The following is a 15,918-nucleotide window of genomic DNA, read 5'->3' on the forward strand; positions in this document are numbered from 1 at the left end:
AACACGGAAAAAATCTGACTAACGAAATTACAGGTGCGCTTTTAATGAGTTCAATAAAACAGCGGCAGTCTAGGACTTTATTTTTCCGTCCATGGCTGCCGCTGTTTCTATTACTTGGATCAGTCTAATGTAGTATCGTTTTACTCTTTGCCATTCCTCGTTCAACTAGTGCTAGGTTCAACTAGCGTTTTCCGTTAGGTAATTAGTAAAGTACATAAGGGGTTATACAAAATAATGCTTGTTTTCAATAACCCATTGAGTAAATGTTCTGGTTGGCTTGCCTGTAACCTGTTCTACTGTCGGTAGAACGGTATAGGCTCCTTTAGGAGGGTTTTTCCCCATCTCTATAATAAAGTATTCAATAAATTCATTGTCATAGCCTTTGCTTTTCCAATCTTGTTTTACTTGTTCTTCTGTAATTTCAACAAGATCAATATATTTATCTATAACTACAGAAATTTGTTTAACCATACTTCTTGGAGACAATGCTTCTGGTCCTGTCAAATCATATGTCCGCTTATCATGGCCTTCTTCTGTTAGTGCCTTTACTGCGACATCAGCGATATCAGCTTCATGAATTCTAGCGCTTAAACTATCGGGGAAAGCCGTACGAATAAGTCCTTCTTTTTGGATTGATTCTGTCCAACCACTGTAAAGTGCATTTTTCATAAATTCCACTGGCTTTAATAAAGTCCATTCCATTCCGCTATTTTTAATAACGTCCTCAATTGGATTCCCTTCAAAATCTATCAGGGCTACAATTCTTGCAACATTGGCTTGTTTTGCCATCTGAATAATTCTTTTGTTTTTTATAAATTTTTCGTCCGTTTGTTCACTCTGAGTGATCAGAAACAAGCTATCTATAGTATCGAGATGTGCTTTTATAGTTTCGGGAATATCAAGATCACCTAGAACTACTTGTGCTCCTTTAGGCAAGTTGCTTTCCTTCCTTGATAATGCCTTTACTTCTATATCTTTTGCAAGTAGTTGCTCAACAATATGACTTCCCACACTTCCTGTTGCTCCTGTAACTAGAACCTTCATTCCTTATATCCTCCCAAGATTAATTATTTAGGTATTACTTTCGATTAGATACTCCTCATGGTCTACTGCTATTTGAAGGTTACTTGGTTATAATAAAGTGTGGTGTAACACCATAGTCAAGGAGGGATTTCATGGAGAATAATGCTCAAACTCATTTAACGTCAGGACAATTTGCAAAAGTGATGGGTATTAGCAAGGATACTTTATTTCACTATGATCGACTTGGAATTCTTTCTCCTGAATTTAAAGCTGAAAATGGGTATAGATATTATTCAATTAATCAAATTGATGTTTTTAAAGTGATTTCAATACTTAAAGAATTAGAAATGCCATTAAAAGAGATAAAAGAGTATTTAAATAAAAGGTCACCTCAGGAGCTCATTGTCCTACTTGGGAAAGAAGAGGCAATGCTGAATTCAAAAATTAAACAACTGCAAAAAATGAAAAGTATAATATCAGAGAAGAAACGAATTACCCAAGCAGCAACTGAGATCATTTCAACTGATATTATTATTGAGGAAAAAAAGGAGGAGTTTTTGGTAGTAACAGAGGCTGATCCTTACACAAATGATAAAAGCATTTACGATTCTATGATAAAACACGAAAGGTACTTGAACATTTATAGTATTGATGCTTCCCATACAGTAGGCTGGATGAGAGATACTAAAAGAGTCTTAGCAAATGAAACATTCAATTATGATTATCTTTTTACTAGAGTTAGTAAAAAATCAAATTATTCAAATTTCAAGCGAGAAAAAGGAACATATTTAATCGCGTACCATACTGAGGGATACTCAAGTGTATGTGACACTTATGATCGAATAATAAATTATGCTAAAGATAAGTGCATAGGATTACAGGGATTTTTTTATGAGGATGTTTTGTTAGATGATCTTTCAGTTAGAGGTTATGAAGAGTATTTAATTAAGATCTCTGTCCAAATCTTAAAGATGTAGAATAGCAAACAAAGAGAACCCATTTCTCTACTTACTGTATATAATACTCACGGCAAATCAAACTTTCCTGCTGGTTAAACATCCATGCATCCCAATAAAACATTTTCCAGTACAGACGGAATTCTGCATAAAAATAGATACAGGTTTGTTAGTCGTTGTTGAAGAGGTGGGTAGAGAGGCAATCTCCTTTTTTAGAGAGATTGCCTTTTTCTATTTATATGTCCTTATTTTCATGAAGACTGGGGCAAGTCTCAGGCACAAGTATCCCAAAGCTCCATCAATTTAGTTATGGCTGCATCAATGTTGTCTAGGGACACACCATCTCTGGCTTCCGTAGATATACCTTCCAGGAAGGTAACGAATAGTGTGGTTAACATGCTAACATTTGTGGATTCTTGAAGTTCTCCGTTCTTGGTAGCTCGCTCAATACGAGCATGGAACTTGTTCCTAGTCACTGCTCTTTGCCTGATCAATAGTTCTCGAATATGAGTGTTTTCCGGCGAACAAGTATTTGCAGAGAATATGACTAAACAACCCAAGGGATGGGTCCGCTCAGTCTGCATGATTGATGAACGTCTTAAGGCTAATTCAATAGCTGTACGCGATGAAAGTGAATAGTCTGTAAGGCATGTCGATACTTGTCCGAATGTTGCCAAATAAAGGTCCAGCGCTTCTTTGAATAGTGCGTCTTTTGATTCAAAAGCTGCATAAAAGCTGGCTGAGGAGATGTCGCCCATCGCCTTTTTGAGTTGAGCCAAAGAGGTTGATTCAAATCCATGCTCCCAAAACAACATCATAGCTTGGGAGATCGCTTCGTCACGACAGAATTTACGTGGTCTTCCGGTTCTAACCATGGAGTAGCCTCCTTTACCTTGTACTTATATACTAATCGATCCAAAAGTGATTGACAAGAGCGGGAGGTCTCTTTAAAATATGGAATGATCGATCCATAAATAAATGTAAGGTGGTCAAATCACTGGCACATTTGCTTGGTCTTCCGCTTGAACTTGTTTTGAAATCGATATTAAGGAGCTGCGCTAATGTCCAGCAATAATTCTTCTACTACTGCAAAGATCGCGCCTTCCGTTTCCTCTAGGTCCTTTCCCTGGCTTGGCCTGCTCGCTTTGGCTATGACAGGATTCATCTGTATTATGACAGAAACGATTCCGGCTGGTTTGCTTCCGCAAATAAGTAAGGGACTTCATATTTTAGAGGCAATGGCCGGTCAACTGGTCACCGTGTATGCTATCGGTTCCTTAGTGGCTGCCATCCCTCTAGCTATAGTTACCCGCCAATGGCGGAGGCGTCCGCTGTTACTTCTGGCTATCTGCGGATTCCTGGTTTTTAACAGTGTCACCGCAATTTCTTCCAACTACATACTGACGATGGCTGCCCGTCTACTGGCAGGAGTTTCGGCTGGAGTTCTATGGGGGATGATCGGCGGTTACGCTCTCCGCATGGTCTCTGCTACATTGAAGGGGAGGGGGATGGCGGTTGCCATGGTTGGAACGCCCATCGCCTTGGCTATTGGTGTCCCTGCGGGAACGTTTCTCGGGAACCTGATGGGTTGGCGTTCTGTTTTTGGAATCATGTCACTACTGACTGTTATACTGATTGTATGGGTGCTTTGGAAGGTGCCGGACTATCCGGGACAGTCCTCCGATAAGCAAGCTTCGATCTATGCAGTCTTCCTTACACCGGGGATTCGGCCCATACTATTGGTTGTACTGACCTGGATGACAGCACATAATATTCTTTACACTTATATTGCTCCATTTCTTGCGGCCAATGGGATGGGGGAGAGAGTGGGTCTGGCGCTGGCTTTCTTTGGCATTGCTGCTCTCGTAGGTATATGGCTAACTGGCGTATTCATCGACCGTTGGCTGCGTAAGCTTGTCCTTATTAGTCTTATTTCCTTCGTCTTTATTTCTATTGCCATGACCTTTAGCAACTCCAATGTCCTTATGATCTATATCATTGTTACGGTATGGGGTTTAACTTTCGGCGGTGCAGCAACGCTGTTGCAAACGGCGCTTGCTCAGGCTGCAGGGGAGAGCAAAGTGGATATGGTCATGCCGATTAACACGACCGTATGGAATCTGGCTATCGCTGGCGGCGGGATGGCTGGGGGGATTTTACTTGAAACTTTTGGTGCGGGATCATTTTCATGGGCATTATTCATACTCTTATTCCTTGCGCTTCTCGTGGCTTGGGGTGGCAAAAAGTATTCGTTCCCTCCACAGTAATCTGATAATTAGTGAGGCTTTTTTTAAAAAATTCGATTGCTATGACTTCTAACTTTAATGAGTAGAAGATATGAAGTCCTGCTTATTTTCCAAGAAGGGCTGACTTCGTCCAGCACTTACTCGTAGGCAACCAGACCGAATCCGGCCACCCATACAGTATTATCCTCGATGTGGACGTGATTCTTTTTCACTACGTTCATAATCGGCGTAAATCCTCTGGTCACACATTTCAGATATTCGGCATTAGTCCTCAATTACCTTAGTGAAATATTCGCTAAAAATCAGTATTGATTTTTTACTGAGATATCCTTGTTTTTGAGGAACAAATGCACTCTGTATTCGAACTCAAAACCTTATCTATATCATGAAGGAGAAGATGAATATGAGTATCTTAGAGGATTTATATTACGGAAAATGGTACCCAAGCGAACGAACCAAACCTAAAAACCCTGAGCTTGAACTAGTCCATCAGAAAATATCCGCTTCTATGAAAGCACTAAAAGCAAGACTGTCGGAACAAGATTACGAATTAATTGAAGAACTATCCGATTTAAATGATGTTTTGATTTCTATATTATCCGCCTCAGATTATATTACTGGATACAAAGCTGGTGCTTTGACTATGGTTGAAATATTTGATAGAAAAATCATCTAAACTAAGATAGATCCTAGTACTTTAAAGTTAAAAAAATGTATAGTTAAAAGGCTTTACATTGTGATTAAGGGGCAGCACTGTTTAATAACATATAAGTCTGTGGAGCTTGGTCAGGATTTTGTAGCAGCTAATTCAGAACGATATGAGAAAAAATTTGATTCAGTCTGGAGCTTCCTAGATTATATGTCGTACGGCATTCCGAAGGGAATGTATCAAGGGTACGTGGAACGGGCAGCTAAACAAAACGATTCATGGAATGACATGCTCAATTTCGGTACATTTGGAGTATCGGGCATGATTCAGGGAGCATTTAATCCCACAAATGCATGGTCAAAAGAACACTGGGCTAATATGATCGGTACAGCAGGATTATTTGGAGGAGTAAGTTCAGTAATCAAACCCAAGATTAGTTTGAAAACATCTATTAAGTATGAGGGAGCAGTGGACTTACGACAAATTTCTTCGGACGGGTTGCGTAATGAATTGCCATTAACAGATGTCCAGAAAACGGAGATTATCCAGTATACTAAATCGTTGGATTTTCCCGAAGATAATATAATAATGAGTAGACCTGGTTTTTATGATGATTGGAATACAGGTATGATGTACGATAGATTTATTGTAAATACAGATGTATTACCAGCAGAGCATACAGGAGTTGGAACCTTAAGTGCTAACTCGCGTGTGTCAGCCAAGGCAACGATTGCACATGAAATCGTGGGACACTATGAGGCGTATAAGGCAGGGAGAGCATTTGAATTATATGATGTTACTCCTGATACATTTAAAAGAAATTTTGCTCTAGATGAAGCCCAAGCTAGTATAAGAGCAGCAAGGTTCGCTCCGGATTTAACATCAATAGAAAGAATGACGCTACTGAGGGATGCCATAACCCGATTAAAAAGTGCTGATTTGCATATACGTGATATTAAGGGAGAACTTTATATTGAAGAACGATAAAGGGGCAACGTTAAAATGGGGAAAATAATGGATGTTAGTTTAACTTTTGAGTCAAAAGATGAAGGTACAATTATAGTAGGAACAAACAAAGGATTAGATCATTTAACCTACCCAGAAATAAAAAAAATGATAGGTAATAAAATTCTTATTAAATATGCAAATCAAAATGAAATGGTATTAAGCGTTAGCTCTGTTCAAATTTCAACTTCAATGGCTGAAAAGAAGAATATTGGAATATGCATTGGTAAGTTAGCATCTCCTGATCTTGTTCAAGTGGGGGCAAGTATTTACAGTTTGGAACATTAATTAATATCTGTTTAAAGGAGGAATAAAATGAATATAGTAAAAAAGTTGAAGAAGGAAAATGTTCAATAGATGAGTTAGAAAATTTGCTAGAAGAAAAGAACCCCATGTTTTATATCATGCAATGACACATATCGGAAAAGAAGGCATTCGTACAGAGGAAATATTTAAAAAATTAAATGGATTATCTTTAAAAAGGGAACATCAAGATAAGCTGTTAGGCCATTATAAGTTGGGAGACTTAGCAATAGCTACTATGATAAAACTTGGAGAAAAAGAAGATGAGATAACTGGGTTTAAGATATTAGATGAATTTGAAAAAAAGATGTTTTTCCGTTTATTTGAAGAAATCGAATGGTAATGCCTCCTGTCCATCTGGATAAATGTACTCAGTTAAAAACTTATTTCACCTCGAACGCTGAGGAGAAATAAGTTTTTTTATAACTAAATGGAGAAAAAACAAATGAACAGGATGCTTAATCAAGCTTTAGTGCTTTCGTCTCAATTTATTTTAAGAGTTTAGATTAAGTCCAGAATCGTCGGAAATGTGGATCTAGAGGAACCTACTTAGAAGTGGAAAAGTCCACCATAGATGAGTAAGGGATATTACGGAGTATTGGTGGATGAACGCTAGCTGTATTTTTCTTCAATAAAGGAATTGTTTAATATTGAGCTAGTTGCTTACGAGATTGGAGAACCTAAACCCCGAACGTTTTCCAAGGCAAGAGATATGTGAGCGGACTGATCGTTCATAACGAATAGGGAACTAATGATATTTTTTACGACCATCAGCGTCATTGCTTAGAAAAGAATATACCTTTTGGTTTTACTACTACATATAAAAAAAGTGTGGAAAGGGCAAGAAATAAAGAGGAGGCTCGAATAAAAATAGAGAATGCAAATGAAAATTTATTGCTAATTTCAGGTTATCAAGATAATATTCGGAATACTAACGAGGCATGTGTAGAAATAATGAGTATTTTGAAAAAAACAATTATAAATACAAATACAATCTTTTAGACTATAAGGATTTAGGTCACTCATTACCATTACCGTTTATTATACCTTTAAGCGAAACATTGAACTTAAAAATGGGTGGAGGCGTTTTTACTTGTGGGGGTACTTTAAAAGGAAATTCTTTTGGTCAATCAGATTCTTGGCAGAAAACAATAGAATTTTTTATGAATTAGGGCGTGTCTTCAAACTCAGGCAAGCCAAACCATAATGGTTGCCAAGGCCAAAAAAGACTTGAATGTACACGCCAATTTATCATAGTGAGTCGTCAGATGACGATAAATTCTTTACTTTATTAAAGAAGCAGTCCACCAAATCACGTTCTTCGTAAACATCCCAATCTATTTTAGAATGACTCGGCGAATTTTCTTTCCGGGGATCAATGGAATAGCCTGTTGTTCCTTCAAAAAAAGAGAATGGCATGGATATCATATGCGCGGTCGCAAACACTTGGGATGAACATTCCGGGATTATTCGTTTTAGGCTCCATGTTTTTTTCGACAAACACTAATGATGGAAGGAGATGAAGGAGTGAACGGTGTTTTATCCCAGTCCGAATATTGATTTTCGATATAAAAGCCGCGGCTCGTTAATAAACGCTGAAGCGTGTCATTATCAGTAAAGCGACATGCAATTCGAGAAGTTGTTTTCTCCGATCCCCAATCTCGGAACGTGACCCAGTGCATGATCTGGTTACTTGAATCATACGATTGTGTTCCAGATACCTTGACTTTTATTCCATCCTTATCGATAAAATTTCCCCAGATGCTTTCCTCTTGGTTGGATAAATCGGTTCCCAAGGGGTTTCGTGTTTCAAAAACAAACATCCCATTTGACTCTAGGTGCTTGTAGACGGTTTCGAGTAAGGCTCGTTGATCCTCATCGCTCAAAAATGCCTGGAATGCATTTCCTGTCAAATAAATCATGGAAAAACGCTTTTCGGAATCGAATGTACGAGCATCAGCTTCAATAAAATCCACAGGCAAACCTTGAGCTTTAACCCGCGCATATTCAAGCATCGATGAAGAAATATCAACACCTGTTATATGTATCCCCGATTTTGATATATGAATGGTTGTCAATCCTGTACCACATGCAAGTTCCAGAACCTCGCCTGGGTTCAATCTAGCCATATCAAGATAAAAATTATATTTATTAGTCTCTCCGCCAAATTCAAGATCATAATTAATCGGGTCTCGATACTCTTCAAGATTATCGTGATTTATCAATATGAATCATCCCTCCACTACAATACAGATTTCTTTAAATCATCCTTCATTATACCATCCATTTCTCGGCTTTTCGATATATGGAAACCATGTTGATGTTTTATAAAAAAAGGACTGACGCGCCAGCACTTTTAAAACAAAAAAAGCCGCTAATTTAGCGGATCTGATGAGGCAATATCTTTTTACTGGACGAGAGCGTGTCTTTAAACCTAATTTAACATCTCTTGAAAATTACACTACTAAGGGATACCATAACCCGCTTAAAAAATGCTGATTTACGTATACGTGATGTTAAGGGAGAACTTTATATTGAAGAACGATAAAGGGGTAACGTTTAAAATGTGAAAAATAATGGATGTTAGTTTAACTTTTGAGTCAAAAGATGAAGGTACAATTATAGTAGGGACAAACAAAGGATTAGATCATTTAACCTACCCAGAAATAAAAAAAATCATAGGTGATAAAATTCTTATTAAAAATGCAGATCAAAATGAGACGTAAAAAGGCGGTTTCCCCTTTGGGGGAAACCATTCGTTATACATAATTCTTTTAAATATTTACTAAATATCCGCATTAACAATACTCTGAATATTTTATGTGAAATACTTTTAGTGTTTATTCATCTTTGTTATAGGAATTTCTTCATTTCATTAAAGGCTAATTCCCTGTGACCTGCTTGGCAGTGTTGCTCACCACCTGATTCTTTAGTAAATACTTTGGTTGTAATGGACGCAGCATTGATTAATTCTTGTTGGATTTGTGCGAGTCGGCTAATAGGTACGTATTGATCATCTTCTCCAGCTAGTAAAAGAACATCTTGATTAATGAATGCCCCAATGCCTTGCATTGTGTGCTTTTCAAAATTTTTAATGAGATCAAAAGGCGTTGCTACACCGGTGTTTTCCATCCCTTTGGTAATCTTCCAATGCAAATCAATATTGTGAGTCATCATCTGTTCGAATAATGAATTCACTTGATCTACTTCATTACGATCGACTAGCTGCATTATACTCTGATACGTTTCTTCTGGCATGCCCATTTTTAAGGCATCTAAACCACAATAGAAAATGTTAAAAGCAACTACTTTATCGATTCTCTTTTCGAAGGCTGCCGCACGCATAGCTAAATACCCTCCCCAAGAAGCACCTACGAGACTTACACGATCTAATTTGAAATAATCAATCACCGTTGATATGGGCTTTTCCCAGTTATGAATGAATTTTAGACCGTTTTTTAATGCAGTTCCTTGGCCTGGACCATCAAATGCAATAATATTGTAATCAATTCCCTTCATAAATCTCATCATTTTAAGCATCTCTTCCATGTAAGAATCATAGCCACCAAAGACAAGTAATGTTTTCGTAGCTCCAGGCGCCAACAATTTTACAGCAGGAAGATAGGAATCTTCATAGGGAATCTTGTAGGATTCATAATCAAAATCATGAAAGCCTTTATAGAATGTTTCTCTATATTTTTGATACATTTTTTCTTTATTGGGGTCTGTAGTTGCAAGATAAAATTCTGCAGCTTGATAGTAGACTGAGGCTAAGTCATAGTCCTTGCTGTCTTCGCGTTTCTTTGCAAAATTGAGCCAAGCTTCATACCAGCTATGAGTGTCTTTTAATTTCGGAATCATTTTTTCCAAGTCAGCTTGTGCTCGATCATCTTCTTGATAATAATCATTGATAAAACGATTAATTTGAAGATTGAATTGTTCATTATTGACATATGATTTAAACATATATTTTCCTCCTTCAATTTGGGTATGTGCTTACTATAGAGTATAGTTACTACATAAAAAATAATTAGTATCGCATAATCTGTAAGATATCTTACATGTTATATATGAAGTGTTCGAAAACTTACACATAAGGAGCAAGTGGTTAAATGAATGAAGATATCAGAATTTATAAAACAAAAATAGCTATTGAGCGAGCTTTAATAGAATTACTCCAACAACATGATTTTAAAGATATTACGATCAAAAAAATTTGTGATCAATCTCTTATCGGACGTTCTACTTTTTATAGTCATTATTTGGATAAGTACGACTTGCTAGAAAAAATAGTTAAACAGTATGCTTCTGATTTTAAAGTTGAAATTGAGCATCGTTTTGATCCCATCGAAGATGGCAAGGTGGCAAATGCCATAGAACTTGTAACCGATAAAATGATTAACAATAAGCTCGAAATTTCAACATTGTTAGCTGTTCATGAAGTAACAGCAGATCTACGTAAGGAATTTGAACAAATTTTGTTTAGGACTTGCTTAGATTATTTAAAGCAACAGAATTCTTCAACTTCGATCGCATTGGAGTATTTAGCGGAACTATATGCTGCTAACTCAATGATGTCTATTCAGTGGGTTTTGAAAAATGGCAAAGATGCTAATATCATTCTTCTTTTAGATCAAATGCAAGAATATATTTTTAATCAGTTAAAGTCTGATCTCTATACAAGTTAGCACGCGTGGAGTAAGGGGTGCAGGAATAAACAATGAAGATCTATTTTGTAAAATGCAAAATAACACTTTGTTAAAGTTCAATCACGAATTAACAAAGTGTTATTTTAAATAATCCTCTCGCTCACAACATCGTTTCACCAAATGGTAGCTTGCTGGAAATTTAACTTTATAATCCTTGGGTAAGTCCTAATATCTGATCATTAACATGTACATTACTTAATCCCCCGTGATAACAAACTACGGATGCAATGTCGAGATCCAAATACTTTTTTAATGAGAGACGAGCTGCATTTATATTTGGTGTGGTCGGGACATGAATTCCTGCGAGAATCCCGTTTACACTGTACATCGAATCCCCGGCAATAAGAGTCTTACTTTGCCTTAAATAAAGGCTGATATGACCAGGGGTATGCCCAGGTGTATGGATGACGCGAATCCTGCCGCATAACGGCAGTTCCTGACCATCTATTAAGGTATTGTCCACTTTCCCCTTCGGGGGATTCACAAGGTGACCATCTTTTAAAAGAGGGATATCTCCCTGAATATACGGCTTATCCAGTTCGTGTGCATAGACTTTAATATGACTGCCACACTCTTGCAAAATCTCAGGAAGACTTCCTATATGATCCACATCTTGATGCGTCAAAATCACAGCTTTTAGTTGGTCAAACGACACGCCTACCTTTTCCATAGCCACGCGTAAATCTTCCATTTGCCCGGGAAATCCAGTATCTATTAATACAGCCATTTCTCGATCCCACAAAAGAATGGGGTGAATTATATTCCCATGAAAATCTAGCTGAAGCATTTCTACTCCCTGTGAAATTTCCATAATATCGGGCCTCCGTACAATGTAATTGCCACCCATGCTAAAATAGGTTCATGGGGCGAATCCAACTCTGTGGCGTTGCCGTTCCTTAATGTCAATGGATACGGTGCGAATGGATGTAATAGGAATAACAAGCGTCTGATATTGCGTAAGGTATTTAACGAACTTGTCGTCAATCTGATCCAATATCCCGTCGCATACATTTGTCCCATCTATAAAATGAATAGTTACTTCCTTGCCTTGTAAGCTTGCTAACATGATATCACCTCGTATTATTTCTTGAAGTTTCTTGCAGATCATTAGGTTTTGAGCATACTCTACAAAGAAGTTATCACTTGATCAATAACACCATATTCCAGTGCCTCCTGAGCGGACATGTAAAAATCCCGGTCCATATCTTTTTCGACTTTTTCAAAAGATTGCCCGGTCCGTTCAGCTGTGATACGGGTTGCCTTTTCACGAGTCCATAAAATTCGTTTTGCGCTGATCACAATATCGCTGGCCTGACCTTGTGCGCCACCGTGCGGCTGATGGATCATGATTTCACTGTTCGGCAACGCCGAACGTTTCCCTTTGGCGCCCGCCAGCAAAAGGATCGCGCCAAACGAAGCAGCAAATCCCGTACATATCGTGTGCACATCGGGTTTGATGTACTGCATCGTATCATAAATGGCAAATCCTGCGGAAGTAGAGCCACCCGGGCTGTTGATATACATGTAAATTTCTTTTTCCGGATCTTCTGCCGCTAGGAACAATAATTGAGCAATAATACTGTTAGCCAAATGATCATCGATGGCTGCCCCGACAAACACAATACGATCCTTTAATAGTCTTGAATAAATATCGTACGATCTTTCACCCTGAGCGGTTTGCTCGACAACATAAGGCACATAAACACTCATTTTTTATACCCCCAATTTCCTGTTTCCAGTTGATTTCTCCTTGTAAACGAACCGAGGCCGTAAAAAGATACGGAGGTTTCAATGGGAAAACGATTTGCGTAAATGCTGTAACTTTTACAACCACTTGTTCGTTTACATTGGAGGTAGCAAATGGCTTTGCTCTAGGAAAGGGCAGAATAAGACCGTGGAGGAGAGGACCTATGCGCATAGATGATTCTATACAAATGACAGATAATATAATAAACATCGAGAACTTGGAGGAATTACAGGCGGTCCTGAAACGTTACTGTCTGTCGCTTACGAAATCAACTTGGGATGCGGAAGAACTGGCTCAGGACACTTGGACAAAAGCATTAGGTAAGTTAAATAGCTTCGAGCATACAAATACCGAAGCGCTTTTGCTACGGATTGCTAAGAACACCTGGATTGATGACATACGGAGAAAAGCAGTCTACACTCGGATATTGAATAGGGAACAAGCGAAAGTAACTGTACCCGATCATGGATCTTTTGAAATCGAGATAGCGTTGCAGTCCTTAATGAAACATTTATCTCCGCTTCAGAGAACTGTTTTTTTGCTGCGAGATGTGTTTGGATATTCGATTCGTGAGACATCCGACATGCTTGAAACAACGGAGGGAGCGGTAAAAGTTGCACTCCACCGGGCACGAAAATCGCTTGGAGCAGTTAGGGAGGATCTCCTCAAAGGAGAGTTATCCTTACCGGAAAGTGAAAACTCGAAGACTTTTCTAAGGGCGTTGACGGCAGCATATCAGATGGGAGATATTGCAGCAATGGTTATGCTCTCCCATCAGGATGAAATGGAGCCGGACGTGGTGATCGGAATCGTCAATCATAAGCTGCACCGGAGTCTCGCTTCAGTAAAACAAACGCATTCCCACACCATGAGTATGATAGCGGCGTAGTTTGGTTTTTCTTGACCAGAAAGACAACATATATCAGGCTTTTTAAGCGAGGATAAAGTAATGATAAAGCAAAAAATGAAAATAGAGGGCATCCCGGCAATTTTGTGGGGCGGTGAATCAGATAAGCTATTTATAGCTATCCATGGTAATATGTCAAACAAGGCAGATGATGTGATCGTTATTTTTGCAGAAGAAGCAACGGCACAGGGGTATCAAGTCATCAGTTTTGATTTGCCTGAACATGGTGACCGCAAAGAAGAAGCCTACGTCTGTGAAGTTCAAAATTGTGTTCATGATCTTGACATCATCATACGTTACACACAAAAGCAATGGGATGACATTAGTATTTTCGCTTGTAGCATGGGGGCGTATTTTAGTTTGCTTTCTTATAAACATTTCCCACTTAGGCAATGCTTGTTTCTTTCTCCAGTGCTCGATATGGAGAGAATAATCAAAAATATGATGACATGGTTCAGTGTAAGTGAGGATAGATTAAAAGTTGAAAGAGAAATATCTACACCCATTGGGCAAACACTTTATTGGGATTATTACTGCTATGTTAAATCACACCCAATTGATACATGGAATAAGCCAACTGCCATTCTTTATGGCTCTGAAGATGACTTGTGTGAATATGATGTCATATCTACGTTTGCAAGCCGATTTCATTGTCAGCTAAAAGTGATGGAACATGGAAGGCATTATTTTCACACCAAAGAGCAACTGCAGTTTTATAGGCAGTGGTTGAAAGAACATTTAACCGCAAAATAAGCATCATGGGAAGCAAGGAGTTGATCTCACTGCTTCCCATTGTAATTGGTGAGAAAAAATAGGGAGGAGATGACTGTTCATGAGTTGCTGCAAACTGTATTTCTATTGATAACGATGCAAGAAGCCATCAACTAGTTTGGCGTTTGTCATCTGAATTACAGACTGATCTTCCAGTTCCTCAGCCATATCATCATCCGTCATGGACACGAAGAAAATAATATCTTCTTTGGATTGGCCAAATTGATTAAAAAGTGCATCGTCTGTTTCATTAACTACCTTGGCCATAATTTTTATCATTTCATCTTTATAGTCCAACACATTTTCGGTTGCATACAGAAATTTGCTAATATGATTCAAGTGTGTTGCATCGCCATATTGATATTCGCAAAATCCCCATCTATAATAATTTTCATCTTCCTTGCTGTCGCACAGGCCTTGGGCTTTCATGTTTATGATATGTTTAGCAAGTGATTCCTCCGTATTAACAGCAAGAAACAAAGTAACAAAATCGCTGTCTGTCCCAAAAGCGCAACTGTAAACTTTCTCATTCTTCACTTCTTCCAGTATGCTTTTGAAATCTTCTGAAAATCCTGCCCTAAATCTTTCCTCAAATTCATTCAGAAAATTGCTCATCTGGTTCATATACTCCTTTATGAGTTTTATGCTTGATTATATATTACATTATTAGCACGACTCGTGTAGCCTGCCGTTATTCTCTTTCTATTCTTGTAGCGACAGTCCAAGGATCGTCATAGTTTACGAATGTCACTGGAAGAAAAAATGTTTTAGAAATCCTTTCATTTGTTTAAAAAAGGTTGTTATAATTATTAGATCAGTGTGTAGAGATATTGGTATTAGTTTTAATGACCAAAAATATATGTCGCATGATACGTCTACCATCTGAAATATTTTTATTTCGGAGGGAAACAATATGTATAAGGAAGAAAGACTGCCTCAAAACGCAAAAGAAGGTATATTATTTTTATTGATTATTTCAATTATCTCAGTAAACACGATCGCCCCGATTATTATGGGATTGGAGCGCGGCTTTAGTAAAGAAAATTATTTAGAAACACTAAAGATTATTCCGTTTATGTGGATTATCGTTGTTTTGTTAGTAAGATTGGTTGCGGGACCGTTAGTGGGTAAAGTGATACCCAAATTTGTAGGACAAACAGATGGATTTAATGCTAGAGTTTTATTGAATACTTTATTGAACGTTGCGGTCTTATCTATTCTTCTAACCATTATAGGAACTTGGGTGGGTACGAAACAAATAAGCCTAGAACCCTTCCAGAACTTCTTTCATAGTTGGTTTAGAAATTTTGGTGTAGCATTTTGGATTGAGCTATTGATTGCTCAGCCAATAGCAAGATTTGCAATGAAAAAAATACACGCAAGACAGGCTAGCCAAGAGAGGGTGTAAATCCGTAACACGATACCAAAGTCATAATAAAAAACCGCATAACAACGTGGTTTTTCGTAAATCGGTAAAGTTACAAACCATGTAAAAAAAGCGCTGGTCCCAGGCTGGAACCAGCGCTTTTTCGCGTTTCGGATTACGAACTTTCGTCAGGCCAAGCAGGCCGGGGCGGCGACTTATTTCCTAAAATGACGCAT

Annotated in this window: 18 protein-coding genes and 1 pseudogene; 11 read left to right on the forward strand and 8 right to left on the reverse strand. The window is 38.1% G+C overall.

Annotated features, from left to right (window positions below; translation table 11 throughout):
* Positions 1–222: 222 nt before the first annotated feature.
* A complete protein-coding gene (locus KAI37_RS11810) occupies positions 223–1,044 on the reverse strand; it encodes an NAD(P)H-binding protein (protein ID WP_220031325.1) in 822 nt (273 codons plus the stop codon).
* Positions 1,045–1,175: 131 nt separating this feature from the next.
* Here KAI37_RS11810 and KAI37_RS11815 point away from each other — a divergent pair, with 131 nt between their 5' ends.
* Positions 1,176–2,000: a MerR family transcriptional regulator gene (locus KAI37_RS11815; protein ID WP_220031326.1), complete on the forward strand. Its 825-nt coding sequence runs from the start codon at positions 1,176–1,178 to the stop codon at positions 1,998–2,000.
* A gap of 251 nt (positions 2,001–2,251) precedes the next feature.
* Here KAI37_RS11815 and KAI37_RS11820 read toward each other — a convergent pair whose 3' ends face one another.
* The gene (locus tag KAI37_RS11820; RefSeq protein ID WP_220031327.1) at positions 2,252–2,854 is read right to left on the reverse strand and encodes a TetR/AcrR family transcriptional regulator; all 603 of its coding nucleotides are present in this window, start codon (positions 2,852–2,854) and stop codon (positions 2,252–2,254) included.
* A 186-nt stretch (positions 2,855–3,040) separates the two neighbouring features.
* Between KAI37_RS11820 and KAI37_RS11825 the strand changes: the two genes are divergently transcribed.
* The 6 genes and pseudogenes from KAI37_RS11825 (at position 3,041) to KAI37_RS26350 (ending at position 7,354) form a co-directional block, all read left to right on the forward strand.
* A complete protein-coding gene (locus KAI37_RS11825; RefSeq protein WP_220031328.1) occupies positions 3,041–4,246 on the forward strand; it encodes an MFS transporter in 1,206 nt (401 codons plus the stop codon).
* A gap of 382 nt (positions 4,247–4,628) precedes the next feature.
* The gene (locus KAI37_RS11830) at positions 4,629–4,901 is read left to right on the forward strand and encodes a DUF6809 family protein (RefSeq protein ID WP_220031329.1); all 273 of its coding nucleotides are present in this window, start codon (positions 4,629–4,631) and stop codon (positions 4,899–4,901) included.
* Between the two features lie 102 nt (positions 4,902–5,003).
* Positions 5,004–5,861 (forward strand): annotated as a pseudogene (locus tag KAI37_RS11835) (WXG100 family type VII secretion target); the annotation flags it as partial.
* A gap of 15 nt (positions 5,862–5,876) precedes the next feature.
* Entirely contained in the window at positions 5,877–6,167 is a 291-nt protein-coding gene (locus tag KAI37_RS11840) for a hypothetical protein (protein WP_025718955.1), read from the forward strand.
* Positions 6,168–6,288: 121 nt separating this feature from the next.
* Positions 6,289–6,525 carry a hypothetical protein gene (locus tag KAI37_RS11845; RefSeq protein ID WP_220031330.1) on the forward strand — a complete coding sequence of 79 codons (237 nt, stop codon included), beginning with the start codon at positions 6,289–6,291 and terminating at the stop codon, positions 6,523–6,525.
* 598 nt (positions 6,526–7,123) lie between these two features.
* Entirely contained in the window at positions 7,124–7,354 is a 231-nt protein-coding gene (locus KAI37_RS26350) for an acyl-CoA thioester hydrolase/BAAT C-terminal domain-containing protein (RefSeq protein ID WP_256703399.1), read from the forward strand.
* A gap of 303 nt (positions 7,355–7,657) precedes the next feature.
* Here KAI37_RS26350 and KAI37_RS11855 read toward each other — a convergent pair whose 3' ends face one another.
* Both KAI37_RS11855 and KAI37_RS11860 read right to left on the reverse strand, forming a co-directional pair.
* On the reverse strand, positions 7,658–8,407 hold the full coding sequence (locus KAI37_RS11855; protein WP_076294561.1) for a class I SAM-dependent methyltransferase: 750 nt from the start codon (positions 8,405–8,407) through the stop codon (positions 7,658–7,660).
* Between the two features lie 628 nt (positions 8,408–9,035).
* Positions 9,036–10,148, reverse strand: a complete 1,113-nt coding sequence (locus KAI37_RS11860) for an alpha/beta fold hydrolase (protein ID WP_220031331.1) — start codon at positions 10,146–10,148, stop codon at positions 9,036–9,038.
* Positions 10,149–10,294: 146 nt separating this feature from the next.
* Here KAI37_RS11860 and KAI37_RS11865 point away from each other — a divergent pair, with 146 nt between their 5' ends.
* Positions 10,295–10,870, forward strand: a complete 576-nt coding sequence (locus KAI37_RS11865) for a TetR/AcrR family transcriptional regulator (RefSeq protein ID WP_220031332.1) — start codon at positions 10,295–10,297, stop codon at positions 10,868–10,870.
* A gap of 166 nt (positions 10,871–11,036) precedes the next feature.
* Here KAI37_RS11865 and KAI37_RS11870 read toward each other — a convergent pair whose 3' ends face one another.
* The 3 genes from KAI37_RS11870 to clpP are packed head-to-tail and all read right to left on the reverse strand — an operon-like array spanning position 11,037 to position 12,601.
* Complete coding sequence (locus KAI37_RS11870) at positions 11,037–11,702, reverse strand: MBL fold metallo-hydrolase (protein WP_220031333.1); 666 nt, start codon at positions 11,700–11,702, stop codon at positions 11,037–11,039.
* 48 nt (positions 11,703–11,750) lie between these two features.
* The gene (locus tag KAI37_RS11875) at positions 11,751–11,957 is read right to left on the reverse strand and encodes a hypothetical protein (protein WP_076294779.1); all 207 of its coding nucleotides are present in this window, start codon (positions 11,955–11,957) and stop codon (positions 11,751–11,753) included.
* Between the two features lie 59 nt (positions 11,958–12,016).
* Positions 12,017–12,601, reverse strand: a complete 585-nt coding sequence (clpP, locus tag KAI37_RS11880; protein WP_220031334.1) for an ATP-dependent Clp endopeptidase proteolytic subunit ClpP — start codon at positions 12,599–12,601, stop codon at positions 12,017–12,019.
* Positions 12,602–12,801: 200 nt separating this feature from the next.
* Here clpP and KAI37_RS11885 point away from each other — a divergent pair, with 200 nt between their 5' ends.
* Together KAI37_RS11885 and KAI37_RS11890 are read left to right on the forward strand one after the other, a co-directional pair.
* The gene (locus KAI37_RS11885) at positions 12,802–13,527 is read left to right on the forward strand and encodes an RNA polymerase sigma factor (RefSeq protein WP_220031335.1); all 726 of its coding nucleotides are present in this window, start codon (positions 12,802–12,804) and stop codon (positions 13,525–13,527) included.
* A 60-nt stretch (positions 13,528–13,587) separates the two neighbouring features.
* Positions 13,588–14,298, forward strand: a complete 711-nt coding sequence (locus KAI37_RS11890) for an alpha/beta hydrolase (RefSeq protein WP_076294775.1) — start codon at positions 13,588–13,590, stop codon at positions 14,296–14,298.
* Positions 14,299–14,400: 102 nt separating this feature from the next.
* On the opposite strand, the gene KAI37_RS11895 is transcribed toward KAI37_RS11890, so the two are convergent.
* Positions 14,401–14,931: a DUF4303 domain-containing protein gene (locus KAI37_RS11895; protein WP_220031336.1), complete on the reverse strand. Its 531-nt coding sequence runs from the start codon at positions 14,929–14,931 to the stop codon at positions 14,401–14,403.
* Between the two features lie 298 nt (positions 14,932–15,229).
* Between KAI37_RS11895 and KAI37_RS11900 the strand changes: the two genes are divergently transcribed.
* Positions 15,230–15,724, forward strand: a complete 495-nt coding sequence (locus tag KAI37_RS11900) for a DUF2798 domain-containing protein (protein ID WP_025718943.1) — start codon at positions 15,230–15,232, stop codon at positions 15,722–15,724.
* Positions 15,725–15,918: the final 194 nt, after the last annotated feature.

Origin of the sequence: Paenibacillus sp. S25, from assembly GCF_019454085.1 — a bacterium.
Taxonomy (GTDB): domain Bacteria; phylum Bacillota; class Bacilli; order Paenibacillales; family Paenibacillaceae; genus Paenibacillus; species Paenibacillus polymyxa_B.

Bases quoted from the DNA above. Each gene is read 5' to 3' on its own strand.
- KAI37_RS26350 (WP_256703399.1), top strand. From the start codon at position 7,124: ATGTGTAGAAATAATGAGTATTTTGAAAAAAACAATTATAAATACAAA.
- KAI37_RS11820 (WP_220031327.1), bottom strand. From the start codon at position 2,854: ATGGTTAGAACCGGAAGACCACGTAAATTCTGTCGTGACGAAGCGATC.
- KAI37_RS11845 (WP_220031330.1), top strand. From the start codon at position 6,289: ATGACACATATCGGAAAAGAAGGCATTCGTACAGAGGAAATATTTAAA.
- KAI37_RS11875 (WP_076294779.1), bottom strand. From the start codon at position 11,957: ATGTTAGCAAGCTTACAAGGCAAGGAAGTAACTATTCATTTTATAGAT.
- KAI37_RS11810 (WP_220031325.1), bottom strand. From the start codon at position 1,044: ATGAAGGTTCTAGTTACAGGAGCAACAGGAAGTGTGGGAAGTCATATT.
- KAI37_RS11890 (WP_076294775.1), top strand. From the start codon at position 13,588: ATGATAAAGCAAAAAATGAAAATAGAGGGCATCCCGGCAATTTTGTGG.
- KAI37_RS11825 (WP_220031328.1), top strand. From the start codon at position 3,041: ATGTCCAGCAATAATTCTTCTACTACTGCAAAGATCGCGCCTTCCGTT.
- KAI37_RS11815 (WP_220031326.1), top strand. From the start codon at position 1,176: ATGGAGAATAATGCTCAAACTCATTTAACGTCAGGACAATTTGCAAAA.
- KAI37_RS11895 (WP_220031336.1), bottom strand. From the start codon at position 14,931: ATGAGCAATTTTCTGAATGAATTTGAGGAAAGATTTAGGGCAGGATTT.
- KAI37_RS11885 (WP_220031335.1), top strand. From the start codon at position 12,802: ATGCGCATAGATGATTCTATACAAATGACAGATAATATAATAAACATC.
- KAI37_RS11840 (WP_025718955.1), top strand. From the start codon at position 5,877: ATGGGGAAAATAATGGATGTTAGTTTAACTTTTGAGTCAAAAGATGAA.
- KAI37_RS11870 (WP_220031333.1), bottom strand. From the start codon at position 11,702: ATGGAAATTTCACAGGGAGTAGAAATGCTTCAGCTAGATTTTCATGGG.
- KAI37_RS11860 (WP_220031331.1), bottom strand. From the start codon at position 10,148: ATGTTTAAATCATATGTCAATAATGAACAATTCAATCTTCAAATTAAT.
- KAI37_RS11865 (WP_220031332.1), top strand. From the start codon at position 10,295: ATGAATGAAGATATCAGAATTTATAAAACAAAAATAGCTATTGAGCGA.
- KAI37_RS11830 (WP_220031329.1), top strand. From the start codon at position 4,629: ATGAGTATCTTAGAGGATTTATATTACGGAAAATGGTACCCAAGCGAA.
- KAI37_RS11900 (WP_025718943.1), top strand. From the start codon at position 15,230: ATGTATAAGGAAGAAAGACTGCCTCAAAACGCAAAAGAAGGTATATTA.
- clpP (WP_220031334.1), bottom strand. From the start codon at position 12,601: ATGAGTGTTTATGTGCCTTATGTTGTCGAGCAAACCGCTCAGGGTGAA.